Origin of the sequence: Pseudomonas brassicacearum (assembly GCF_003732225.1) — a bacterium.
In the GTDB taxonomy this organism is placed as follows: domain Bacteria; phylum Pseudomonadota; class Gammaproteobacteria; order Pseudomonadales; family Pseudomonadaceae; genus Aquipseudomonas; species Aquipseudomonas brassicacearum_E.
The window spans coordinates 200,020-222,384 of the sequence record NZ_MOBJ01000009.1; the positions used below are offsets into that span (position 1 = coordinate 200,020).

At 53.2% G+C, this 22,365-nt stretch carries 26 protein-coding genes and 5 tRNA genes; 19 read left to right on the forward strand and 12 right to left on the reverse strand.

Going from position 1 to position 22,365, the window contains the following annotated elements; genetic code table 11:
• Nucleotides 1–33: 33 nt before the first annotated feature.
• The 6 genes from purF to BK659_RS14525 all read left to right on the forward strand — a co-directional run bounded on the left by purF (nt 34) and on the right by BK659_RS14525 (nt 4,143).
• Nucleotides 34–1,539 carry an amidophosphoribosyltransferase gene (purF, locus tag BK659_RS14500; protein ID WP_123425738.1) on the forward strand — a complete coding sequence of 502 codons (1,506 nt, stop codon included), beginning with the start codon at nt 34–36 and terminating at the stop codon, nt 1,537–1,539.
• An 80-nt stretch (nt 1,540–1,619) separates the two neighbouring features.
• Nucleotides 1,620–2,831 (forward strand): O-succinylhomoserine sulfhydrylase, encoded by a 1,212-nt coding sequence (locus BK659_RS14505; RefSeq protein ID WP_123425739.1) that lies wholly within the window; start codon nt 1,620–1,622, stop codon nt 2,829–2,831.
• The gene (locus BK659_RS14510; RefSeq protein ID WP_123425740.1) at nt 2,828–3,604 is read left to right on the forward strand and encodes an SDR family oxidoreductase; all 777 of its coding nucleotides are present in this window, start codon (nt 2,828–2,830) and stop codon (nt 3,602–3,604) included. Before BK659_RS14505 ends, BK659_RS14510 begins: the two co-directional genes overlap by 4 nt.
• 160 nt (nt 3,605–3,764) lie before the next feature.
• A tRNA-Val gene (locus BK659_RS14515) sits at nt 3,765–3,840 on the forward strand.
• A gap of 54 nt (nt 3,841–3,894) precedes the next feature.
• Nucleotides 3,895–3,971 (forward strand) — tRNA-Asp (locus tag BK659_RS14520).
• 95 nt (nt 3,972–4,066) lie between these two features.
• Nucleotides 4,067–4,143, forward strand: a tRNA-Asp gene (locus BK659_RS14525).
• Nucleotides 4,144–4,355: 212 nt separating this feature from the next.
• Here BK659_RS14525 and BK659_RS14530 read toward each other — a convergent pair.
• Nucleotides 4,356–5,639, reverse strand: a complete 1,284-nt coding sequence (locus BK659_RS14530; RefSeq protein ID WP_123425741.1) for an NAD(P)/FAD-dependent oxidoreductase — start codon at nt 5,637–5,639, stop codon at nt 4,356–4,358.
• A 183-nt stretch (nt 5,640–5,822) separates the two neighbouring features.
• Between BK659_RS14530 and BK659_RS14535 the strand changes: the two genes are divergently transcribed.
• The 5 genes from BK659_RS14535 to BK659_RS27660 all read left to right on the forward strand — a co-directional run bounded on the left by BK659_RS14535 (nt 5,823) and on the right by BK659_RS27660 (nt 9,337).
• A tRNA-Val gene (locus BK659_RS14535) sits at nt 5,823–5,899 on the forward strand.
• A gap of 273 nt (nt 5,900–6,172) precedes the next feature.
• Nucleotides 6,173–6,670 carry a hypothetical protein gene (locus tag BK659_RS14540; protein ID WP_123425742.1) on the forward strand — a complete coding sequence of 166 codons (498 nt, stop codon included), beginning with the start codon at nt 6,173–6,175 and terminating at the stop codon, nt 6,668–6,670.
• Nucleotides 6,671–6,728: 58 nt separating this feature from the next.
• Entirely contained in the window at nt 6,729–7,100 is a 372-nt protein-coding gene (locus BK659_RS14545; RefSeq protein WP_123425743.1) for a Rap1a/Tai family immunity protein, read from the forward strand.
• 682 nt (nt 7,101–7,782) lie between these two features.
• Complete coding sequence (locus tag BK659_RS14550; protein WP_123425744.1) at nt 7,783–8,607, forward strand: hypothetical protein; 825 nt, start codon at nt 7,783–7,785, stop codon at nt 8,605–8,607.
• On the forward strand, nt 8,600–9,337 hold the full coding sequence (locus BK659_RS27660; protein WP_148050438.1) for a hypothetical protein: 738 nt from the start codon (nt 8,600–8,602) through the stop codon (nt 9,335–9,337). Before BK659_RS14550 ends, BK659_RS27660 begins: the two co-directional genes overlap by 8 nt.
• Before the next feature lie 577 nt (nt 9,338–9,914).
• Here the strand turns inward: BK659_RS27660 and BK659_RS14560 are convergent.
• On the reverse strand, nt 9,915–10,529 hold the full coding sequence (locus BK659_RS14560) for a recombinase family protein (RefSeq protein WP_123425746.1): 615 nt from the start codon (nt 10,527–10,529) through the stop codon (nt 9,915–9,917).
• Between the two features lie 191 nt (nt 10,530–10,720).
• Here BK659_RS14560 and BK659_RS14565 point away from each other — a divergent pair, with 191 nt between their 5' ends.
• Nucleotides 10,721–11,107, forward strand: coding sequence for a hypothetical protein (locus tag BK659_RS14565; RefSeq protein WP_123425747.1), 387 nt, complete (start codon nt 10,721–10,723; stop codon nt 11,105–11,107).
• A gap of 291 nt (nt 11,108–11,398) precedes the next feature.
• Here BK659_RS14565 and BK659_RS14575 read toward each other — a convergent pair whose 3' ends face one another.
• Complete coding sequence (locus tag BK659_RS14575) at nt 11,399–11,620, reverse strand: helix-turn-helix domain-containing protein (RefSeq protein ID WP_082149858.1); 222 nt, start codon at nt 11,618–11,620, stop codon at nt 11,399–11,401.
• A 113-nt stretch (nt 11,621–11,733) separates the two neighbouring features.
• Between BK659_RS14575 and BK659_RS14580 the strand changes: the two genes are divergently transcribed.
• Nucleotides 11,734–12,042: a hypothetical protein gene (locus BK659_RS14580; RefSeq protein ID WP_123425749.1), complete on the forward strand. Its 309-nt coding sequence runs from the start codon at nt 11,734–11,736 to the stop codon at nt 12,040–12,042.
• A 30-nt stretch (nt 12,043–12,072) separates the two neighbouring features.
• Nucleotides 12,073–12,489, forward strand: coding sequence for a hypothetical protein (locus BK659_RS14585; protein WP_123425750.1), 417 nt, complete (start codon nt 12,073–12,075; stop codon nt 12,487–12,489).
• A gap of 378 nt (nt 12,490–12,867) precedes the next feature.
• Here the strand turns inward: BK659_RS14585 and BK659_RS14590 are convergent, their stop codons facing one another.
• The gene (locus tag BK659_RS14590) at nt 12,868–13,392 is read right to left on the reverse strand and encodes a helix-turn-helix domain-containing protein (RefSeq protein ID WP_185015369.1); all 525 of its coding nucleotides are present in this window, start codon (nt 13,390–13,392) and stop codon (nt 12,868–12,870) included.
• A 314-nt stretch (nt 13,393–13,706) separates the two neighbouring features.
• Here BK659_RS14590 and BK659_RS14600 point away from each other — a divergent pair, with 314 nt between their 5' ends.
• A complete protein-coding gene (locus BK659_RS14600; protein WP_259740263.1) occupies nt 13,707–14,624 on the forward strand; it encodes a hypothetical protein in 918 nt (305 codons plus the stop codon).
• A gap of 289 nt (nt 14,625–14,913) precedes the next feature.
• Here BK659_RS14600 and BK659_RS14605 read toward each other — a convergent pair whose 3' ends face one another.
• Nucleotides 14,914–15,870: a tyrosine-type recombinase/integrase gene (locus BK659_RS14605; protein WP_123425754.1), complete on the reverse strand. Its 957-nt coding sequence runs from the start codon at nt 15,868–15,870 to the stop codon at nt 14,914–14,916.
• A 51-nt stretch (nt 15,871–15,921) separates the two neighbouring features.
• Here BK659_RS14605 and BK659_RS14610 point away from each other — a divergent pair.
• Nucleotides 15,922–15,992, forward strand: a tRNA-Val gene (locus BK659_RS14610).
• A 102-nt stretch (nt 15,993–16,094) separates the two neighbouring features.
• On the opposite strand, the gene BK659_RS14615 is transcribed toward BK659_RS14610, so the two are convergent.
• The 3 genes from BK659_RS14615 to BK659_RS14625 all read right to left on the reverse strand — a co-directional run bounded on the left by BK659_RS14615 (nt 16,095) and on the right by BK659_RS14625 (nt 17,450).
• Nucleotides 16,095–16,310 (reverse strand): tyrosine-type recombinase/integrase, encoded by a 216-nt coding sequence (locus BK659_RS14615; RefSeq protein ID WP_404942533.1) that lies wholly within the window; start codon nt 16,308–16,310, stop codon nt 16,095–16,097.
• A 247-nt stretch (nt 16,311–16,557) separates the two neighbouring features.
• Complete coding sequence (locus BK659_RS14620; protein WP_123425756.1) at nt 16,558–16,806, reverse strand: hypothetical protein; 249 nt, start codon at nt 16,804–16,806, stop codon at nt 16,558–16,560.
• 95 nt (nt 16,807–16,901) lie between these two features.
• Nucleotides 16,902–17,450 carry a hypothetical protein gene (locus BK659_RS14625; protein ID WP_123425757.1) on the reverse strand — a complete coding sequence of 183 codons (549 nt, stop codon included), beginning with the start codon at nt 17,448–17,450 and terminating at the stop codon, nt 16,902–16,904.
• Between the two features lie 767 nt (nt 17,451–18,217).
• On the opposite strand from BK659_RS14625, the gene BK659_RS14635 reads away from it, so the two are divergent.
• Nucleotides 18,218–18,940 carry a metallophosphoesterase gene (locus BK659_RS14635; protein ID WP_123426083.1) on the forward strand — a complete coding sequence of 241 codons (723 nt, stop codon included), beginning with the start codon at nt 18,218–18,220 and terminating at the stop codon, nt 18,938–18,940.
• A gap of 16 nt (nt 18,941–18,956) precedes the next feature.
• On the opposite strand, the gene BK659_RS14640 is transcribed toward BK659_RS14635, so the two are convergent.
• Nucleotides 18,957–19,139 (reverse strand): hypothetical protein, encoded by a 183-nt coding sequence (locus tag BK659_RS14640; RefSeq protein WP_123425758.1) that lies wholly within the window; start codon nt 19,137–19,139, stop codon nt 18,957–18,959.
• Nucleotides 19,140–19,735: 596 nt separating this feature from the next.
• Between BK659_RS14640 and BK659_RS14645 the strand changes: the two genes are divergently transcribed.
• On the forward strand, nt 19,736–20,191 hold the full coding sequence (locus BK659_RS14645) for a DUF2214 family protein (RefSeq protein WP_123425759.1): 456 nt from the start codon (nt 19,736–19,738) through the stop codon (nt 20,189–20,191).
• Nucleotides 20,192–20,443: 252 nt separating this feature from the next.
• Here BK659_RS14645 and csrA read toward each other — a convergent pair whose 3' ends face one another.
• On the reverse strand, nt 20,444–20,638 hold the full coding sequence (gene csrA / locus BK659_RS14650; RefSeq protein WP_007920550.1) for a carbon storage regulator CsrA: 195 nt from the start codon (nt 20,636–20,638) through the stop codon (nt 20,444–20,446).
• Between the two features lie 248 nt (nt 20,639–20,886).
• Here csrA and BK659_RS14655 point away from each other — a divergent pair, with 248 nt between their 5' ends.
• Complete coding sequence (locus BK659_RS14655) at nt 20,887–21,252, forward strand: SPOR domain-containing protein (RefSeq protein ID WP_123425760.1); 366 nt, start codon at nt 20,887–20,889, stop codon at nt 21,250–21,252.
• 16 nt (nt 21,253–21,268) lie between these two features.
• Here the strand turns inward: BK659_RS14655 and BK659_RS14660 are convergent, their stop codons facing one another.
• Together BK659_RS14660 and BK659_RS14665 are read right to left on the reverse strand one after the other, a co-directional pair.
• Complete coding sequence (locus BK659_RS14660) at nt 21,269–21,958, reverse strand: endonuclease (protein WP_123425761.1); 690 nt, start codon at nt 21,956–21,958, stop codon at nt 21,269–21,271.
• A gap of 4 nt (nt 21,959–21,962) precedes the next feature.
• Complete coding sequence (locus BK659_RS14665) at nt 21,963–22,244, reverse strand: DUF1654 domain-containing protein (protein ID WP_123425762.1); 282 nt, start codon at nt 22,242–22,244, stop codon at nt 21,963–21,965.
• Nucleotides 22,245–22,365: the final 121 nt, after the last annotated feature.

A 22,365-nucleotide genomic window follows, 5' to 3' on the forward strand; every position in this document is an offset into this window, starting at 1 on the left:
CAGTTCAGTTTCATTAAGTAGGGGTTGCGTCGCATGTGTGGCATCGTCGGTATCGTCGGTAAGTCGAACGTCAATCAGGCGCTGTATGACGCGCTAACCGTCCTCCAGCACCGCGGCCAGGACGCTGCCGGTATCGTGACCAGCCATGATGGCCGGTTATTCCTGCGCAAGGACAACGGCCTGGTTCGTGACGTGTTTCATCAGCGTCACATGCAGCGCCTGGTCGGTCACATGGGTATTGGCCATGTGCGTTATCCGACGGCAGGCAGCTCGACTTCGGCCGAAGCTCAACCGTTTTACGTCAACTCGCCGTATGGCATCACCCTGGCGCATAACGGTAACCTGACCAACGTTGAACAGCTGGCCAAGGAGATTTACGAATCTGACCTGCGCCACGTCAACACCAACTCCGATTCGGAAGTGCTGCTCAACGTGTTTGCTCACGAACTGGCCCAGCGCGGCAAGTTGCAGCCAACCGAAGAAGACGTGTTTGCGGCCGTCACCGACGTGCACAACCGTTGCGTGGGTGGTTACGCGGTCGTTGCGATGGTGACCGGTTATGGCATCGTCGGTTTCCGTGACCCGCACGGCATCCGCCCGATCGTCTTCGGTCAGCGTCACACCGACGAAGGCGTCGAGTACATGATCGCCTCCGAAAGCGTTTCCCTGGACGTGCTCGGTTTCACCCTGATTCGCGACCTGGCACCGGGTGAAGCGGTCTACATCACTGAAGACGGCAAGCTGCACACCCGTCAGTGCGCGACCAACCCATCGCTGACTCCGTGCATCTTCGAACACGTCTACCTGGCGCGTCCGGATTCGATCATCGACGGTGTTTCGGTCTACAAGGCTCGCCTGCGCATGGGTGAGAAGCTGGCCGAGAAGATCCTGCGCGAGCGTCCAGAGCACGACATCGACGTGGTCATCCCGATTCCGGACACCAGCCGTACAGCGGCGCTGGAGCTGGCGAACCACTTGGGCGTGAAGTTCCGCGAAGGCTTCGTGAAGAACCGCTACATCGGCCGGACCTTCATCATGCCGGGCCAGGCTGCACGGAAAAAATCCGTACGCCAGAAGCTCAACGCCATCGAGCTGGAATTTCGCGGCAAAAACGTGATGCTGGTGGACGACTCCATCGTTCGCGGTACCACCTGCAAGCAGATCATCCAGATGGCTCGCGAAGCCGGCGCCAAAAACGTCTACTTCTGCTCGGCAGCTCCGGCTGTGCGTTACCCGAACGTCTACGGCATCGACATGCCGAGCGCTCATGAGCTGATCGCGCACAATCGTTCGACCCAGGACGTGGCTGATCTGATCGGCGCTGACTGGCTGATCTATCAGGACCTGCCTGACTTGATCGAAGCGGTCGGTGGCGGCAAGATCAAGATCGAGAACTTCGACTGCGCGGTGTTTGACGGCAAGTACGTCACCGGCGACGTCGACGAGGCTTACCTGAACAAGATCGAGCAGGCGCGCAACGATGCCTCCAAGGTCAAGACGCAGGCAGTCAGTGCGATCATCGATCTGTACAACAACTGAGTTTCTACCGGCCCTGAGGGGCCGGTTTTGTATCCATCAAAGAATTTGTATCTATCAAGAACGGGGCAAGGAGTGACAGCATGAGTCAGGATTGGGATGCCGGTCGGCTGGACAGCGACCTCGATGGCGTAGCGTTCGATACCCTGGCCGTACGCGCCGGTCAGCACCGCACGCCGGAAGGCGAGCACGGTGATCCGATGTTCTTCACTTCGAGCTACGTATTCCGTACCGCTGCCGATGCGGCGGCGCGCTTTGCTGGCGAAGTGCCGGGCAACGTTTACTCGCGCTACACCAACCCGACCGTTCGCGCGTTCGAAGAGCGCATTGCCGCTCTCGAAGGGGCTGAGCAGGCAGTGGCAACGGCCACCGGCATGGCGGCGATTCTTGCGGTGGTGATGAGCCTGTGCAGTGCTGGCGATCATGTGCTGGTGTCGCGCAGCGTGTTCGGTTCGACCATCAGCCTGTTCGAAAAGTACTTCAAGCGTTTTGGCATCGAAGTCGATTACGTGCCCCTGGCGGAGCTGTCTGGCTGGGATGCGGCGATCAAGGCCAACACTAAATTACTGTTCGTCGAGTCGCCGTCCAACCCTTTGGCCGAGCTGGTGGACATCGCTGCGTTGTCGAAAATCGCTCACGCCAAAGGCGCGATGCTGGTGGTCGACAACTGCTTCTGCACGCCTGCCTTGCAGCAGCCGCTGAAGCTCGGTGCGGACGTGGTCGTGCATTCGGCTACCAAGTTCATCGACGGCCAGGGCCGTTGCATGGGCGGTGTAGTGGCCGGTCGCAGCGAGCAGATGAAAGAAATCGTTGGCTTCCTGCGCACTGCCGGGCCGACCTTGAGCCCGTTCAACGCCTGGATTTTCCTCAAGGGCCTGGAAACGTTGAGCCTGCGGATGAAGGCGCACTGCGCCAACGCCCAGCAGTTGGCCGAGTGGCTGGAGCAGCAGGACGGCATTGAGAAAGTCCATTACGCCGGCCTCAAGAGTCATCCGCAGCATGAGCTGGCTCAGCATCAGCAGAAGGGTTTCGGTGCGGTCGTAAGTTTCGAGGTCAAGGGTGGTAAAGACGGCGCCTGGCGCTTTATCGATGCCACGCGTTTGATTTCGATCACCGCCAACCTCGGTGACAGCAAGACCACCATTACCCATCCGAGCACCACCTCTCACGGTCGCCTGGCGCCGCAAGAGCGTGAGGCAGCCGGAATCCGTGACAGCTTGATCCGCATTGCGGTCGGCCTGGAAGATGTGGCTGACCTGCAAGCGGATCTGGCGCGCGGGCTGGCTGCCTTGTGATCGAGTTGTCCACGCCTGCGAGTAGCGCTAATGGCCGGGTTGCACTGGTCACCGGTGCTGCGCGCGGCATAGGCCTGGGGATTGCTGCCTGGCTGATCAGCGAAGGCTGGCAGGTGGTGCTGACCGATCTTGATCGGGTGCGCGGCTCGAAGGTTGCCAAGGTGCTGGGTGAAAACGCCTGGTTTATCGCCATGGACGTGGCCGATGAGCGGCAAGTGGCTCAGGGCGTTGCCGAGGTGCTTGGGCAATTCGGTCGTATCGATGCGCTGGTGTGCAATGCGGCAATTGCCGATCCGCACAACATCACCCTGGAAAGTCTCGATCTGACTTACTGGAATCGTGTGTTGGCGGTGAACCTCAGCGGGCCCATGCTGCTGGCCAAGCACTGCGCGCCTTATTTGCGTGCTCACAGCGGCGCTATCGTCAATCTGGCCTCGACCCGGGCCGCGCAGTCGGAGCCGGATACCGAGGCTTACGCGGCGAGCAAGGGCGGTTTGCTGGCATTGACTCATGCTTTGGCCATCAGTCTCGGGCCGGAGATTCGGGTCAATGCGGTCAGCCCTGGCTGGATCGATACGCGTGATCCAGCGGCGCGGCGTGCCGAACCGCTGAGCGATGCAGATCATGCTCAGCATCCGGCGGGCAGGGTAGGGACGGTCGAGGATGTGGCGGCAATGGTGGCCTGGCTGCTGTCGAAGAATGCCGGCTTTGTCACGGGCCAGGAATTTGTGGTCGACGGCGGCATGACCAAGAAAATGATTTATAGCGATTAACCGAGGTGCCGGAGCCGCGGTGGATACGGCTTGAGGTTGGGGGTGTCGCTGATTGGCGCCCCGGAAGATGACATGAATTTGTCTTTTTCAGAAAAACTTCAAGCAGGCTATTGACTTAGCTTCGGTATCTGCGTAAATTTCGCGGCCTCAGAGATGCAAAGGGTGATTAGCTCAGCTGGGAGAGCGTCTGCCTTACAAGCAGAATGTCGGCGGTTCGATCCCGTCATCACCCACCACTTTGAGAGTCTTGCGAAAGCAGGAAGGAAGCTGTAAAAAGCCTCCACCGACGCGCAGCGGTAGTTCAGTCGGTTAGAATACCGGCCTGTCACGCCGGGGGTCGCGGGTTCGAGTCCCGTCCGCTGCGCCATATTTTCCAGATCGGGTTTTCCCGGTTTGAGATTGAAAAGCTTACAAGCTCTTCAGTCCGACAAAGGTTCACACAGACGCAAGTCTGAGCGATACGCAGCGGTAGTTCAGTCGGTTAGAATACCGGCCTGTCACGCCGGGGGTCGCGGGTTCGAGTCCCGTCCGCTGCGCCATATCTGCCTCAAGGCCCACTGAACGCCTTGAAGCTACGAAGAAAGCCACTGGCTACTTCGAGTCGATAGCAAAGACCCTGGTCGAAAGACCGGGGTTTTTTGTTTGTGGAATTTGGAATCCGAATTTTTGCTCCCGCCATTTCAAGGTGATGCCCAGTTTTAGCTCTACAAAAAAACCGCCTGTTCGGGCGGTTTTTTGTGAGCGCGATAAATCAGAAATCGAACTTGTCTCGCAGGCCGTAATACCAGGCGCCTAGCGCGGCGAATGGCGTACGCAGCAGTTGGCCGCCCGGGAAAGGGTAGTGCGGCAGGTCGGCAAAGGCATCAAAGCGCTCTGCCTGGCCGCGCAAGGCTTCGGCCAGGACTTTGCCTGCCAGGTGCGTGTAAGTCACGCCATGGCCGCTACAGCCCTGGGAATAATAGATGTTGTCGCCCAGGCGTCCGACCTGCGGCAAGCGCGACAAGGTCAGCAGGAAGTTGCCAGTCCAGGCGTAATCGATCTTCACATCCTTGAGCTGTGGGAAGGCCTTGAGCATCTTCGGTCGAATGATTGCTTCGATGTTTGCCGGATCCCGGGCGCCGTATACTACGCCGCCACCGAAGATCAGGCGCTTGTCGCCAGAAAGGCGATAGTAGTCGAGCAAATAATTGCAGTCCTCGACGCAGTAATCCTGCGGCAACAGGCTCTTCGCCAGTTCATCGCTCAAGGGTTCGGTGGTGATCACCTGAGTGCCGCACGGCATCGATTTGGCAGCCAGCTCCGGAACCAGATTGCCCAGGTAGGCGTTGCCGGCGACGATGATGAATTTGGCCCTGACCTTGCCTTGCGGCGTGTGTACTACCGGATTGGCGCCGCGCTCGATGCGTACGGCCGGCGACTGCTCATAAAGGGTCCCGCCCAGCGACTCGACAGCCGCAGCTTCGCCCAGGGCGAGGTTGAGCGGGTGGATATGGCCGCCACTCATGTCGAGCATGCCGCCCACGTATTGATCACAGGCGACGACTTCGCGAATGCGGCGCTTGTCCAGGAGTTCCAGCTGAGTGTGGCCGTAGCGCTCCCACAGACGCTTCTGCGACTCCAGATGGCCCATCTGCTTGCTGGTGATGGCTGCAAACACACCGCCATCCTTCAAGTCGCACTGGATCTGGTATCTGGCCACGCGGTCGCGAATGATCTTGCCGCCTTCGAACGCCATTTGCCCGAGCATTTGTGCTTGCCTGGGGCCAACGCTGCGTTCGATCACGTCGATATCGCGGCTATAACTGTTAACGATCTGACCACCATTGCGACCCGAGGCGCCGAAGCCGACTTTGGCAGCTTCCAGGACAGTCACCCGAAACCCGTTCTCCAGCAGAAACAATGCGCTGGACAGGCCGGTATAGCCCGCACCAATTACGCAGACATCAGTCTCTACGTCATCCTGTAACGACGGACGCGATGGAGCAGCGTTAGCCGACGCGGCGTAATAGGAATCCGGATAAGGGGTGTTCGCCATCCTGCAGCCTCTGTTTAATATATTTTACGAGTGCTCCGATCCTACCTGAGTTAAAAATCGACTGCCAGACACCGGAATATCTTCTTTGCAGTACCAAAATTAAATATTTTGCATATTCATAGGGTTAGGTGAAAAAAAGGTGTTGACACCCCTCCGGAATTCCGTAGAATGCCGCCTCACAGCAGGCACGTAGCTCAGTTGGTTAGAGCACCACCTTGACATGGTGGGGGTCGTTGGTTCGAGTCCAATCGCGCCTACCAAACAAAATCCGCTCTGCTGGGCGGTCTAGAAGGGTCAACCGAAAGGTTGGCCCTTTTTTGTGCTTCGGATTTCATGCAGAACGTTCACAAAATATAGGGTTCGTTCACACTGGGCAATGTGAACGCCGATAAGGGCTCTTACTTGAGTGGTTCCGTTGTCAGATGAGGGCGGGGCGAGGACGCGACTGCGAAGTCCAGGTCGAAAGTGGGAGGGTAATGGCCAAGTGCCCATGGAGCCGCTAAGCTCTGCCGATCATCTCTAAGGGTATCGACATGAAAGCAGGGATAGCAGCAGCCATTGCACTTTTTGGTATCACCATTTCATCGGCAGCTCTTGCCGATTGGAATACAACCACACAAGACGACATTTTCTCTGGCGGCAAGAAAGCGATGCTTCTCGGCTTCGTAAGCCCTGCCCAATCGGTCGCATTCGACTGCGATTCGGAGAGTCTGTCCCTCGCGCTCTTACAGAAAGAAAAATGGCCAGAGGGACGGAACAGTTCAGCTTGGAAACTTCTCATCAAGGTAGACAAGGGCGAAATCCATCGCTTCACAGCGGAGAGCGCCAAACGCAATAACGATTACGCTCAGTACGTTACTTTCGAGAAAGATGAAATCTTGAAGGTCTTAGCTGACCTTCGTGAAGCGAAGTCGGTGGTTCAACTTGGACTCCAGTCGGATGAGTTCGACTCTAAGTGGTCTGGAACCGTATCCGTAGGCGGGTCTACACGAGAAACGGACAAATTCATACAGGCATGCAAGTTGAAGTGAGTGGGCAAGTGCTGCTGTGCGATCCTCGGCAGCTTGTCAGAATATCTAGAGAATGATCATGAAGGCATGGATTGGAGCGGTTGCACTGGCTGGAATGGCTAGCGGTAATGCCATGGCCGTAGACGGAAACCAATTACTCGGATGGTGCAAGGCAGCTCTAAGGACGACGGATGGGATGGATAAAGGAACTCCAACCTTTGGCACAGGTTACTGCATGGCTACCGTCAGTTCAGTCATGGATATCGTGTATGGCATAGGTGATGAGTTACCTCAGAAATACAGGGCGTGCCCGCCATCAGTTGGCATCTCCTATGCTCAAGGCATCAGAATCGTCGTCAAGTATCTCGAAGACAACCCGAAGACTCTGCAACTCGAAAGCACCGTATTAACCATGGCGGCACTCCGGGCGGCATATCCCTGCACCAAGTGACCAAGGCCGCTTTCCACAGAATCTCCCAGTCGCCCCAATTTTTATTGGGGCTTTTAGGAAGACAAGGGGCGTTCTGAAATCGCTCGGCGTGGCCTAGGTGCTAAGAACGGCGCGAGTAGGCCAAACGGCAACTCGACCAATATGAAAATAAGTTGGGAGGCTTCGAGGTTCTGTTGGTCTTGTAACGAGATGATGAATACGGGGATGAGGCAGGTTGCAGCCGCGGCGGTGAAATTGTGTACCGGGGTGTGGCTGGTGGGGTTGCCACCTATCTCTAAGTCATTGATTTTTCAAAGATTTCTCAGTAAATAATCTCGAAGTGTGACAGCGTTTTGGTACACCTAAGTGGTGCACGGTGCGTCAGATAATACCTCCCTCATTTTTCATCGCCAACAACGCCGTTCAGTGCTTCGCCATGTTTTTTTTGCTTCTAGTGTCGGCTCCAGTCTGGGTATGAAGCATTAAGTGGTTGGTATGCCAATGTGCTCGGGCCTCGCTACGGCCCGAAATTAGGTGCGAAATTAGGTGCGAAATTAGGTGCGAAATCTTAGTCTCTCGGGTATAAAAAGAGTAATGGCTATGAGCTATCCCAATCTAGTTTGACGGCATCTGTTGGAGATGAAAGCTTTATGGGTTGGGGAATTAATATTTTGGGGATGCAGTTTCCCCGCTAAGGAGCTTTATGCCAATCAATTTGGACATCGTTATCGATACAGCGGAATATGAAGTAGATATGAAGTCTGGCTTAGATACGATGCAAGGAATCTCTGACGCCACACGAATTATTGGTGAAACACTGTTGCTCGGAAAGGTTCCTGAGAGAATCACTGCAAAGAGTAGTGTGAGAACTACATTGAAGAAAACATTCAAGGGGTCGTACGGGCTGACGTTTAGGCTGGATGTGTTAGATGAAGAGCCTAGAAAAGAATTAAAGAGAATAGGAAACTCTACATTTACAGAGCTTATGGCTTATTTTATGAAGGAGGCACTTTATATTGAAACGCCAGACCCTTCGGAAAAGGCCCAAAAAATCTTAGATAAGCTAGATGATCATGCAGAAAATTTGATTAAACAGCTACGGCTTTCCGTAATGAAGAATGTTCATGAGGTTGCAGTAAAGTTTGATTATGATATTTCGGTTCAGTATAGGAAGAGTTTTGAAGAAAGAATTACTCTTGCGAAGTTTACGAAAGATACCGTTCATGCCGTTCAAGCTACCAAAACTGATGAAAGACTCGTTCTTATGGCAAGTATAAGGCGCTTTAATACAAATACTGGGAACGGAAGGCTTCAGCTAGAAGGGGAGGATGATACGGTTGCATTCGGGTTTCGAGTCAACTATAGGGATGTTGACTTTGCGATGAAGAAGAAATTCTCTAAAAACTTAGACAAAAATAACGGAGTCGAAGTAGAGAGGTGGGAGTACTTAGAGCTTATTGCAAATCCTATTCGCTTGTTGGATAAGCGCGTAGTCAAATACCTAGTGGTTGGTTTTGTAGATGTTTAATCGCTACGTAATTATATCCGCAGCACTGGCTTTTCTAGTGCTGTTTTCGTATTTTGCACAATTCTATTTGAATCTTCACTATGTTATTTCAACTGATCCAGAAAGATGGAATCAGCTTGGAGGCTATATAGGGGGTACATTAAGTCCTTTACTAAGTTTTGTATCAATCGTCTTGCTCATACGGTCTCTATCTCTTCAGATAGAAGCAAATAAAGAATTGAAATTGGAAGTGGAAGCTGGAAGGAAGACGGAAAGGCTTCGCTCGTTCGAAATGCAGCTTTTCAATATGCTGGACTCACAAAAAACATATTTCGACTCCTTTCGAATTGACGTAAATGTACATGGAGTAATGGTGAGGTTGTCAGGAGGGGAGGCTGTTATAAAAATTGAAGATGATGTTGAAGAGCTTCGAAATTCTGAATCTGAAACTGTGTCCGTGATTGACTACCTAGAGAGAGTTGATTCAACTGATCAAATATATGGTCTCACTCGAATTTTCTATAATATGGTGAGGATCGTTGAAGAGAAGTTGAGTGACTCAAATGGTTTTTCGGAGGAGGACAGAAGGTCTCACTACTTAACCGTAATTAACTTCACTGATTTTTCATTGTTGCGACTGATAATGCTTAGTGCTCAGTTTATGGAGTACCCGTCAACTAGCTACTTGAAATCTAATAGTGGGTTTATTATGGTTTTGGATAGCGTTGGCCTTCGGTACGATTTGTATTGATTTATTTAAGCTGTCGTGCACGGAAGTTGTCTCGTTATTAGAGCTGTTAGGTAAAGAACACGCGACCAAACAAAAAGGCATTAACGGCCCCGAAGCTTTCGGTGGTTAAGGGGGCGTGTTTGCACACGCTTCATTCTTCGTCGATCGGCAATTCGACTTGAAGGTTTGAATTTGTTGAGTAGATCGCTAATTGTTGTTTCCTGTGGCCATTTCTATCCCCCGCGCCGCGAGCTTCGTGCGCTTGCTGACCGGCTTTAGTTTTTAGCTGGGAAAATAATGTCTGGGAGAGGAGGGTTTGCTAGAGCTATCAAGTGGCGAGCAGCGGCCTCGGTTAGATCGCTCCAAAGGGAACCAAAAATAAGTCAGACACCCTACGCGCGGCTTGCCTGCTATGAAGCTGCTGGAGAGGTGAATGGTGCTGTGTGTTGGTTTGTGTCAATGAAAAACGGCTGGAAGCCTTGACATACGTTAGCTAGAGGCGAATCCATTCCAGTAGAATGTCTACTACTATCGGGGAATCAACTTTCCTCAAGCTTGGGCTTGGGCCAGGTTTAACTAGTGACTAACCGCGCCTGAATCAATCTGCTTTCGCGACACGCTGAACAGTGGACGTAGCACAGCCAACGGTCTTGGCGGTCTTACGCAATGACATACCAGAGTCGAGACAAGCCTTGATCCGGTCGTGCAAAGCTTCATCGGTCTTGCGGCCTGTGTAGACACCATTCGCCTGAGCTTTCTCGATTCCATCCTTCTGACGGCGGCGACGGTCTTCATAGTCCTTGCGGGCTACCGCTGCCAGCATGTCCAGCAACATGTCATTGATGGCGGTGAGCATACGCCCCGTGAAGTCATCACCCTTTCGGGCTGGCTGCATCGACTGGTGAGAGGTCGGCAGGTCGAGTGCTACGACCAATACGCCCTTGGCTTTGAGTTCTGCACGTAGCTTCTGCCAATCAGCCTCATTCAAGCGTGACAGGCGGTCTACCTGTTCAATCAGGAGGAGGTCCCCCGCTTCGCAGTCACCCAAGAGGCGGAACAGCTCAGGACGTTGCAGCGTGCTACCACTCTCATTCTCGACATACCACGAAGCCACACGCTGACCGCTCTCAGCGGCGAATGCCTTCAACTGATCTTTTGCACGGTTAGCGTCTTGTTCAGTGGTGGATGCACGAAGGTAGCCGCGAATGTACATTTCAAAGTCTCTCTGAACCGTTTTGGATGTACCGATTATAAGTGTACTCGTTAGGGTGGTTGAAGCAGTTTATTCGGTACAGTTGGAATAGGCGACGGACGGTACTCGCTGGGGTATACCCAATTGAATACGGATAGTTTCTGAGTACCTGAACCGTTTACCATGAACGTTCGTCAATCAGGGAGCTGACCATGAGCAAGATTCATTCGCTGACCATAAACGTTGAAGGGAAATCTGCTGAACACCTGAAGAAGCTGCTCGAACTTGCGCTTTTCGAGCTTCAAGAACTCCAGCAACAGTCAGGGCGAAAACGCGATGGCGATTCTCTGCCCCTGCAAATGAGCGGAGACATGGGTAGCTACACGCTGGAATACAAGTTGGGTTCACACGCACTCGTTGCTGCACAAGCAGACCTGATCGCACAGGGCTATCGAAAAACTGACGTTACCGAGTGGAGGACTGACAACTACAGCGTGTTTGAGCATGACGACAAGCCTCCCGTACGACTTTACTTGGAATCAGTCAGAGTCGAAGAGCACGACGTTGAAGAACACGAAAAGAACAACTTTTCCTTTTAACGACGCCATTTCTCAGGTCTTCGATTTTCTTGGTCGTGACTATCGTCGGAGCTTGAGAATTCCAGCGGTGATGGCTGATGCGTTCGCATCAAGGGTCTGCAATGCGGTGACGGCGCTCTCATGACTATCGGTAGCCCCACTCGCTTTAGCCCACAGGGACAATTCTTCAATTGCAGCAGCGATGGCGTGCTGGTTGTGCAACAGGAGGGTCAGCACGTCCGCTGTGGCTATGTGGGCGCCTGTATTGCCTGTCACAGCTCCCATTTTCCTTGAGTTTGCGTTTGTAGGCCGCTAGAGCCCTTGTAGGAGCTCTGACAGCGTCATTCCCAGCCCATCAGCAAGCACCTTGGCCGCGTCTAGGCTGGGGTTGGCTGTGCCCGTCTCAATTCGTGACATGTACGTCCGTACGAACCCACACCTATCAGCGAAAGCCTCCTGACTGAAGCCCTGACTGGTGCGTAGCTCTCGGATTCGTTGGCCGAAGCCCTTTCTCAAGTTCTGGTTTGGTTGCATCTCCGCATGATGGTCGGATGCACTCCAATCGTGAACACACCAACTGGTGACACACCAAATGATACATTGGTATCCTCGTCGCTTGACTAGCGAGCACCTGACAGGGATGACCCATGAACGAAAAACTGTTTGTACTCACCAACCAGAAGAAGACAACGAACCACATCCTGCACGTGATTATGACGGTGCTGACTGGAGGTCTTTGGTTGATCGTGTGGGGCATAACCATGCGGAGCAATGACGCCCACAACAAAAGAATCGATAAGCAAATCAATCAGATTATGCTGTACAAAACGCAAGGGCTGAGTGATACCGATACGTACAAGCAGATCAAGAAAGACGAACTGGACTACGATGTACTTCAAGGCCGAGTGATATTCGTAATCATGGTTGTCGTGTTCCTCTACTTCTACCTCCGGTAGGCCATCAACTTCAAGAAGACACATAGCTCAATGAACAAGCAAATTCTTGCAGCAACCCTACTTGCACTCAGCTCCTCCAGCCTTGCAGGGGGGCTATCCGAAGAAGAAAACGACATATCGAAATGCGTTGGCTTCCTTGCCTCACAAAAGTACATAAACGCAAAGATGATGGATAGTTCTAGCGATATCGCTGGAGTCAAGATGAAAGCAGTTGCTGCGAAGAACAAGTATCCATCAACCACGCTGAGGGTAATGACAGACACCTCAAGCAATACCGCCAGCATAATAGTCAACTACTTCGCGACAGCCGTTAAGAGCAATGACAAAGAGAAAATCAATGACATTTATCGGCGAGGCATTGCCACCTGCAAGAAGTCGGGACTAACCATAAACCAAGTAAACGACAAATTCACTGTTACAGTGGACGATATAGATGATGCACTATAACCAACACCAAATAGAACATTCACATCTCATCCGGTAGTGGCCTAACCCAAGCGGAGCTTGGAAGATTACTACCTCTTGGCTCCGCCAGTGTTTTCGCACCGAAAGCATGAGCTTTCAACAACTCTCCGCACATGTGAATCGACCTATGACCTACCGGTCAAGCAACACAACAAAACACTACAATCAAATCAAGCTCTTGCCTTTGGTCTTGACTCTATTTGTAGGTGCAAGGTTCTTGTTAATCGTTTTTGCTATTCGTTCTTGTTAAATATCGTTCTTACTACAAGCTCATCCTGACCTACCCCACGAGGTTCAGTGTGAACTACCGCAGGTGTCAGAATGAGCCATGACAGGTATCAGGGCGAACTACGGCAGGTGTCAACCTGAGCTTCGGACTTCCCACTGCGGCTCATCATCCGAATAGACTTGTACGCTCGGATGGAAGCTCACCGGTTCAGGAGGCACAACCACTGGCTTGGTGTATGTCACCGCCACAGGGAATATGATTGGTGCATATTCTGAACGCTCTTCCTGCACCAATGGCAGTGGCGAAGGCGTAACCTTTCCAGCAGGCGCCAGCACCAGCTCTTGAATAATGGTGTAACTGTTCGAGTGGGCACAGCCATGCATTCGACGCTGAGTCTTTTTCATGTAGCCGTGCTTGTTCAAGAGACCGATGAATCGCTTCACCGTGCTGACACTACAACCAGTGTACTTGGCGATTTCATCTTGGTTATCAAACCAGTCTTTGTGTTGGGCGGTGAAGAAGTCATATCGGTCTTTCATCCACACCCAAAGAATTTTGTCTTGTCCACTGAGTGCCAGGTGCTCGCCAGTTGTTAAGCTAACCCACTGCGTGGCAGCCATAAGGGGGCGTGGCATTTTGCAGAATGATTCGGTCATGCGATTGTTCTCCTTGTTCAAGTTCATTTCAGTAGGCAAGCCCTCGGGTTGTGCCAGGTGGTTATTCGACGCCCACAAAAAAGCCCCATCTAAAACGCTGCATGAACAGTGTTCGCGTGAGGCTTTTCGAGTTGTCGGTCTGTCCGTCGAGACAGGCGAGCATAATGCCCTTTTACACGGTCTGTGTCAAGGTTTGGTTGACGCCGACCTACTTTTATGAGTCGATAGGGTGGCAGGGTGGCTTCTTGCTACTATTTCGGTAGCGTTTACACGTAGCTTTGGACGATCAATATCCCGCTCAAGCAAAGGAATGTATGTCACAGGTCTCGATCCCCCATGTTGCCTTTCTACTCCTTGATCCTCAGCCAACAGCTGTGGCGCCAGCACTCCTCGTTGACGCTCCTAGGGTTCTCCCGGAGCTTTATCTCGACGATGAACACCACGGGCTGATCTACTGCCCTGAATGCGGTGTCAAGTGCGGTAGACGTCCTCGCAAGACTCCAAAACGAAAAGATGGGGTCCCTGCGTTCTACTTCCATATGCCCGGATTCGAAACGGTCGAATGCCCCCACAGGAAGAAAGCCAGTGCAGGAGGAGGGGACGGAGATAGCGGCAAAGAGAAGAGAGCTATCAACCTCGTCACATTCGCAGGTTGGAAGACCTTGGCGGAAAATGAAGAGGATGACGACGAAGACGATCAGGACCAAAACCCGCGTAAGAGGAAAGAGGTGCAGGGCGGTTCATCGGTGAATGGTCGTGGGTTTGAAAACTTTTTCGATGCCGATGGGAATTTGCTCAACCCGGGGCACTTTCATACTGTAGGTAGGTTGGTGCGATTAGCTCAGATAAACCTTGATATTGCTATTCAGTTTGAAGGTGAAGATGCTATCAGGTTGCGTGATCTTATAGTATCTATCGAGAAGGCTCAGCGTAATATAAGTCAGTACTTAGGGAAAAGTTTCCTATTTTTCGGTCAGCCTACCTCCATCATAAAAGGTAGGTTTAATCGAGTCTTCTTTAATTTCCAATCACCCCAGCATGAGCTCAGCGGTCATTGTGAGTTGGATATCTTCGAAAGTCGGGGCTGGCAAACTTTTGAGCGAGATCGTTATTATCTCTTCTATGGTCGTGTCGAGGGTAATGAAACTCATTCTATTGTTAAGGTGCTGGAGTCGGGTCAGATAGATCGAGTCCCATCCACAGCCCGTGACCTATTCAATGGTCTGCGTTAATGCGTCCGGATATAGAAGCTTTATCGGTTTTCTCGGATTGGAAACTTTTGTTGGGCTATAAGTAACAAATGAAAGTAATGCAGCTCAAAAACTTTTATTTGTGTAGAGGAACGCCCCTTGCTTAGCCCAGACGGTCAGTTCACCTCGTAAACACTGGGCGGAATGGAGGTGGGTGATTGGAGCATGACGAATTCAGTGCAGGTTATGCTTGGGTTTATCGATGGTTTTTGACGAGTTTTCGAGGCCGCCACCCCTTCAGTTAATCGAGGCTGGCAGCCCATTCGGTTGGTCAATCAATAAGGTGCAGCACATCTCTGACGTTCAAGTGAGAGTAACGCGCTACGGATCGAGTATCTCTGTGTCCTGAGACGATCATGATCTGGGCGTTGTTGAATCCTTTCTTCGCCACATTGGTGATTCTGGTGTGCCTGAGCTGGTGCAACCTGACGCTGCTATCAAGTCCAGCCTTTACGCGTGCCAGACGCACAGCCTGAGAGACGGCGTGGGGTGTGACAGTGAAGATCAAGCCATATGGATGGCGTTCTACGGTGGCCCAGAGTTCGGCGAGCTGAAGAATTTCAACAGCACGATGGGTGAGGGGGACAGACCTCGTTCCGTTCTTCCCGTCGATCACGTCGGCAATACGCTCATTGAGGTGCAGGCAGTCTTTCGTCAGCTTCAGGATTTCAGAGCGCCTCATCGCTGTTTCATAAGCAAGCTCAACAATGAGCTTCATGGTGGGAGATAACTTCGCCAGCAGTCGCTCAAGCTCGCTTGCACGGATTACCTTGTCAGAAGACCGGTCAGGCTTTGGGAGTGCGATATCGCTTATAGGGTTGTGAATGTCGATCAGCAAGCCGCGTTTTGCGAATCGGTAGAACCGCGACATGAATGCGAGCTGCGTCCTGCACGTGGATGGCTTCACCTTCTTCAGTCGCATGATCTTGAAGTCATTGATCATCTGCGGCGTGATTTCGTGAATAGGCTGAGTGAAGTGCCTGCCTAGATGTTCCACGATCTTCAGTGCATGGTCGTAGCTGCCTTTTCCCTTGAGCATCGTTTCGCAGTAAGTCATGCCCAGCGTATAAATGGTGTGGTGCTTGCGATCCATCGTCACGGCTTCGAGCTGGTTCGCCCATGACTCTGCTTCAGCTTTGCTGCTGAAGGTTTTCGACTGGGGAGGTTTGCCCTTTATCCGTACCTGAGCGTTCCAGTTGCCGGACGGAAGTAAGCGGAAATTGGCCATTTTTAACGCCTCATAATGTGAATGGGCGTTCTGTGAAACCCTTGAGCACCAAGGCTTGCAGCTTGCTCAAGCAGACCTTGACATGGTGGGGGTCGTTGGTTCGAGTCCAATCGCGCCTACCAAACAAAATCCGCTCTGCTGGGCGGTCTAGAAGGGGTTCACCGAAAGGTGAGCCCCTTTTTGTTTGGGCTTTGGAAATACCTTGGAAAAACGAACCACCGCGTTCAGATTCTCAGGTCTGCATTGACCGCCTGGTATTCGATAGATTTTTCGCCGTGCCCCTCCTGATAGTGTTTCGTCTTCTTCACGTCCGCATGCCCCATCAAGCCCTGGATATACTCCTGCTCGAAACCTTGCTGTTCGTAAAGCCAGGCACCGAGTGCGCGGATCTCGTGGAAGGTTGGTCGCTCGCCGGCCGCCACGTTTTCGCTTATCTGCACTTTGTGGCGCGGACTTTGGACTGCCTGGTATGACAGGGTACCGCAGACCAAACTGTGGCTACGCGAGCGCGAATGGGAGCTTGAGTTCGAAGCCTTTCAGCGCGTTGACAGCTGGTGGGAGTGCGCGTTGTCGGAGTGGTAATTCGCGACAACGCGCGACCCGAAACAGGCGAGTCAACACTGGCTCATCACTGGCAGGTCATATTGACCAAGGACTCGCAGTGCGGGCGCATTTACGCTTCTGGGTTTAAGCCTTTCCAGTAATGCCTGTAATCAGGTTGTCGACGTAGCTGTCATACAACCCTTTGTCGATGTTGGCGTAGGAGCGGGATTTCAGTTCAGACAAGTCAGCAGCAATCACGTTTGCTATGGCTGGATTCCCCTCGGAAACTCTTCGCCCCAGTGTGGAGATGGCATTCGTGTTGAAGATGATCAGGGTTTTCACGACAGTTTCAAGATCGCTCAAGCGCTGATCGGCTGTACGGGTATCACTCATTTTCACTTTCCTTGCGTTATTCGCGCCGAAATTGGCGCAATCCCAGTCCTTGGGCTTGCAGGCAAAGGACTGGGGAAATCCTTTAAGGGGAAATACTATGCAGACTTTGGCCCGAGGACACTGGTCAGGAAGTCTAGAGCCTTTGCGGCTTGGCTTTTCACATCCGCCTCATGAGCAGAGCGGGACTCATGCCACACATCAACCGACCAGCCTGTCAGGTTCTCTTCTTTCAGGTGGATCCTGTGGATTTCAATGGCGAACGGACGCGCCTGATCTGGGAATGTGTCGCTATCCGCCACAAAACCGAGAATCTCACCGGCAACCATGAGTTGGGCGCCGTAATCCTGGAACGCACGACGATCTCGGTAGATAAAGCCAACGCCAAAGACTGAACAGAAGACGCCATCTACGCCTTCTATTTGTGATGCGCAGCTGAAGGTCTCGAATCTCAGACCGGAGTTGTTGATAGCGGTAACCAAGGCTTTCAGCTTGGGGTCTCGCTGTAGTTCGGGTATTTCCTCAATGCGGCCAGGCTCCTTGCTCAGCCATATCATTGGGTGGATATCGTCTTCCGGTTCGGCCCGATAAGGGAGATTTCGTAAGTCTGTGCATATCCTGAGATCGATCGCTGCCCACTTGCCCATTTATGTCTCCAGGTTCATCCATGTGGAGGCTGGAGGCTACTATCCGAGGGCGGCAGGGTGTTACTGGCGATTCGTACAGGCGAATGCGTCGGTGATAAGGTCTCGCCATATCTCAATGAAGGAACGACATGAAATTGTTCGTAGGAACTTTGGCCTTGGCGCTCAGAAGATCGAAATTGATCAGAGGTAGACTGCTCCTGTAGCAGGATCGGCTGAGAGCCGCGGCACCCCAAGATTCCGGAGGTGACGAACGACAGGCACGGACCGGCTGGCATTGCCGTCGGCGAGCCTTTGGTCGCGGCCAGGACCAAGCTCGTCAAACAAGGATGGAAGCCGACGCGAATGCATGCCACCGATGGATATGAATACAGTGGAGCGGAGCTGGAGCTGACTGCACGCAAGTTCTTTGAGGTCGACTCATGCTCCTGGGACAGCTCGCGTTGCATCTTGTTCTACGCGAAGAACGGCGCTTGTCTGCGCATCGACACTATCGGGGAGCAACTGAAGACATGACTGTCACGCGATGGGCCGATGAGTGCCCTGACGCGCCTCCAAAGCCAAGCAGGGGTGTGTCCCGTCCTGAATAAGGCTTTTACATCTTCATGTCGACATTTACCCTCGCAAATGGCTGAGTTCGAAGCCTTCAAGGGGGTAGCATAAGAGCTGCAAGCGAGGCAATTCACCGACCGCGATTTGATCCGCGCACTGGCCGAAACCCAAGTGCACTGGATTGAAAGGGCCTTATGAAGGTGTCGGGGGGTGGCAGCATGACCCAGGTTCAGCGTTTCACAATCAACACCGTTGGCCGTGACTTTGCCGTGGGTGATATTCACGGCCATTTCACCAAGCTTCAGGTTGCGCTTGATGCTGTCGGCTTCAGCCCCGCAACCGATCGCCTGTTCAGTGTTGGCGATTTGGTTGATCGCGGCCCCGAATCTACTGATGTCGACGCGTGGCTGGCCAAGCCGTGGTTCTTTGCCGTGCAGGGCAATCATGAGCAGATGGCGATCGATGCCCATCGGTTCAGCCATAAAGGCCAGGCCAGTTACATGCACATAATCAACGGTGGCGCCTGGTTGTACGGTCGGCCCACCGCCGAGCAGGCCTTCTATGTCGATCTGTTCGCCGAACTGCCTATCGCTATTGAGGTGATGACGCCAATGGGGCTGGTGGGGATCGTGCATGCCGATTGCCCGTTCGATGATTGGGCGCAAATGACTAGGGCCCTTGAGCTCGAGCAAAGCGCGATGCAGCGTAGTGTCCAAACGATCTGCCAGTGGTCGCGTACGCGCATTACCAACGAAAACGACACTGGCGTCAGTGGTATCAGGGCGGTGATCGTCGGCCATACGGTGGTCTATCAGCCGGCGGTGCTGGGCAACGTCTACCACATCGACACTGGCGGCGGGATGGGCGGGCACTTCACGCTGATTGATCTGGCCACTCTCGAGTGTTTCCCGCCGATCGATCAAAATCTGTTCAGCAGGTGAGTGAATGACGGGTAGATCAGGAGTTTGTGTACTCGAGATACAGCCTTTCGAGAGCCTCTTGGTACTTGTCTCCCGTTAAAGACTTTTTCAGGGTTTCCACGGCTTCGAGTGCTGAAGCTGCAGCCAGGACCTCGTTATCTCCCCGGCTTGCGGCGCGCAGTCTTGCTGCTGCAATGATCGCATCTTCAGTCGTTTGCATGGTGTTGCCCTCGAAGGACTCAGTCTCACTGATGCCGGCAATCCACCACTAATTCTACCCCCGAGATATGCCGTGACAACCAGACCGCCTGACTGGGAGGCAATCGAGCGTGCCTGCCGACCGGGATTGCCATCACGCTGAAGATGGCTTTTGCTTGCGTATGCGACAATTCACCCGTCCACCAAGTCATGGAGCGTTCTCAATCAGGCCAGTCAAATGCAGGCTGAAACGAGGCTCGAACATCGCCTGATGATTCCTGGCTAATCACTCGTATCGGGTCGCAATCCGGCGGAACTGCTTCAGCTTCAGGAGGAGGAATCCAGCAAATCACGGACGAAAAAAAACCCGTATCTGAACGGGCTTTTTATCGATAGGGGCGCTGATCCTTCAGCTCGTTGGAGTGTGCTCCGTGGCTCAAACCCAATCAACCAAATGGCGACGAAACGCCAGAAAAAAAGCAGTTGTGTGCCGGATTGATCGCGGCTAGCCGAAGGCGAGAGGGGCGGGGTGGTTGCTTGGCTTGTGAGCGAAGCCAGACGTTTTGGGCTACTACTGACAGGCCGATATTTTTTTCGTCTTGAATGGGGAGCAAATCGATGCTGGTTCACTGGTTTCTTGCCGCGGTCCATCTCTTGGCCTATGGCCTGGCACTTTGGGGAGTGCTTACGCGTGGTATGGCGTTCCGTCGGGTTGCCCTGGATGGCGCGGGGGCTCGTAGTGTCTTGCTGGCAGATAACTTTTGGGGAATCTCTGCGGCGATTCTTCTGATTACCGGTGGGATTCGTGCCTTTGGCGGGTACGAAAAGGGTTCGGACTATTACCTGCATCAGCCACTGTTCCATCTGAAAATGACCTTGTTCGTCATCATCCTGTTGCTCGAGATTGCGCCGATGGTGGCCTTGATCAAATGGCGGATCGCTTTGAGTCGAGGTACGCCGATTGATGTCGGGAGGTCCAGGCTCTTTGCGCGCATCAGTCATATCGAGGCGCTGTTGATTATCTTGATGGTTGTGGCGGCGACAGGCATGGCGCGAGGCGTGACGTTCGGATAGTTGGCTATCGTTGCGCAATGGACTGGAGCGTCCACGCCGATTGTGAGGTTTTCGCCGGGCTGAATCCGAATTGTCTGACAGCAAGGCTCATGGTGATGTCGTTAATATCGGCTTCACCTTTTCAGCGACAGTCTGAGGCCGATTGGGCGTGCGTGGTTGCCATGGAGAAAGGAGTGCGGAGCGGTAGTGCGCAGAATCTTTAGCCAGCCGTTGCTGTAAGAGAAAGGGCTGGCTACTGATTGCTGGCGGGGTTCAGGGGGTTTCGCGCTTGTCCGGCGCAGTAAGACCGGCCTGAATACGCTGGTAGATTTCTTCTCGATGCACCGCAACGTCTTTCGGGGCATTGATGCCGATTCTGACCTGCTGGCCGCTAACGCCCAGAATGGTGATTGTAATGTCATCACCGATGTTTATGCTTTCACCGACTTTGCGGGTGAGTATCAGCATGATCTTCTCCTTGATAGCTTTGTAGGGCACCTGACTCAAACAATGCAGATGTCGGTAGTACCTATAGATTAGTGCGAAGTGTCACGGTTTGGGTGCCTCTTTCTGACGCGCAGACGCTGCATTAATTCCCAAGGTGCGACTATACAGAGGCGAGAAACATCATTCTCGTTGTTTTGACGCCTGTTTACTGGGTCGTGAGGCATTTTTGGGTGATAAAATCCTGGCTTTGGCATTCCGAGGGAAAAGTTGTGCGCAAAATGGCGTTGGTGGTCGCGGTATTGGTATTGACGGGATGTGGCCAGGAACAGACCGGGGAGTCGAAAAAACCTCAGGTGCCGGTTGTCTCTGCATCCGCAGCGGCGGCTGCGCCACAATGGGATGTTCTGGTTCAGGGCGAGACCGTGCAGGCGATCAGTGATCTCACCGGCTGGCTGATCGAGCACAGTTTTGTTTCCTACGTGGTAACGCAAGACGGCAAACAGCGTGTGCTGGTCGGGCCGTTCAACTCAAAAGCCGAAGCCGAGGCAAGGCAGGTCGAGCTGATCGCAGCCCTGGCCAAGGCGAAGAAGATGAATATCGAATCAATGGTCGTTGAGCACAGCGCGGCTCAATAACTGATTCTGGTGCCTGTTATCCGCAGGCCTTCATGTCGACGGGGCCGACGAACTCATTGCCGCGCCCCATCACGCACGCCACGCTCTGATTGCGTTGGCGCTCCCAGCTTTGCACCGGGTAAGTCTTGTTCCAGGCTTCGAAGAGTTGCCGATCCTGCCTGGACAGACGCAACCCGTATTGCTTGCTCATGTAGAAATAGGTGCGAGCGATCATTCCGCGAATAGATGGACGAGGCATGACCTTCTTTGCCTTGAAGTCGACTTGGGTCAGGCACGAACCGTATTGACCGGATTGCACGGGAAGCCAGCCGAAACTGAAGTTGCTGCGGTCCCCGTTCACCTCGCCGATGCTTGGCACGAGGTTGTGCAGATCGGCCTCGGCGCGTTGATAGGTCGGGTCGTGACGTGTGCAGTTCTGGCGACCACCCTGTTGCCAGCACTGGCGTTGGTGACCGATTTGCCATGCGGGAACGATGTGCTCCCATTCGATACGTGCAGCGCGGTTGGCGTTTTTTCGTGGTACGTAACCGCAGGCCTTTAGATCGACCCGGTTGCCTGTGTATTTGCAGCCGCAATAGAACTCGGTGGACTGTGGGGCGTAGAGTTTCCAGGCGGCTTTTTTCGCCTCATTGAAGGTCCGTGGCGCATCCGCCTGAGCCGCGGCGGCAACGAGGAGCAACAGCAAAACAATACAACGAACAATCATTGACTCAGTCTTCCTTCGGCACAACCCAGAAAATCTGCACGCCGCCATCGTCGCGGTAAGCGAGGGTGACGTTGTCGTTCTCGGCGATTTCCTCAAGCAAGCGTTCCCATTCATCTACCGGCTCGTCAGGGAGGCGAAAGATCAAGGCTGCCTTGGCTTTTTGGGCGGTCGGGGAGTTGATGATTTTTTGAACGCGCAAACCGAGTCGTTCATAAGAGCCTGGAGGGTTGGTCGCTGCTGAAGAGGTCGTGGCCACTGAGTAATCCTTATTAAGCTGTACGTGCATACAGTATTTAACTGTGGGCAATTTCGCAACTGCTTAAAACTCAAGAAGATCGTCTGACAGCGAGTTTTTCCGTTTGGTGTAAACCGGTTGGAAATTCTTCCGAAGAAATGGCGGGGGGCGG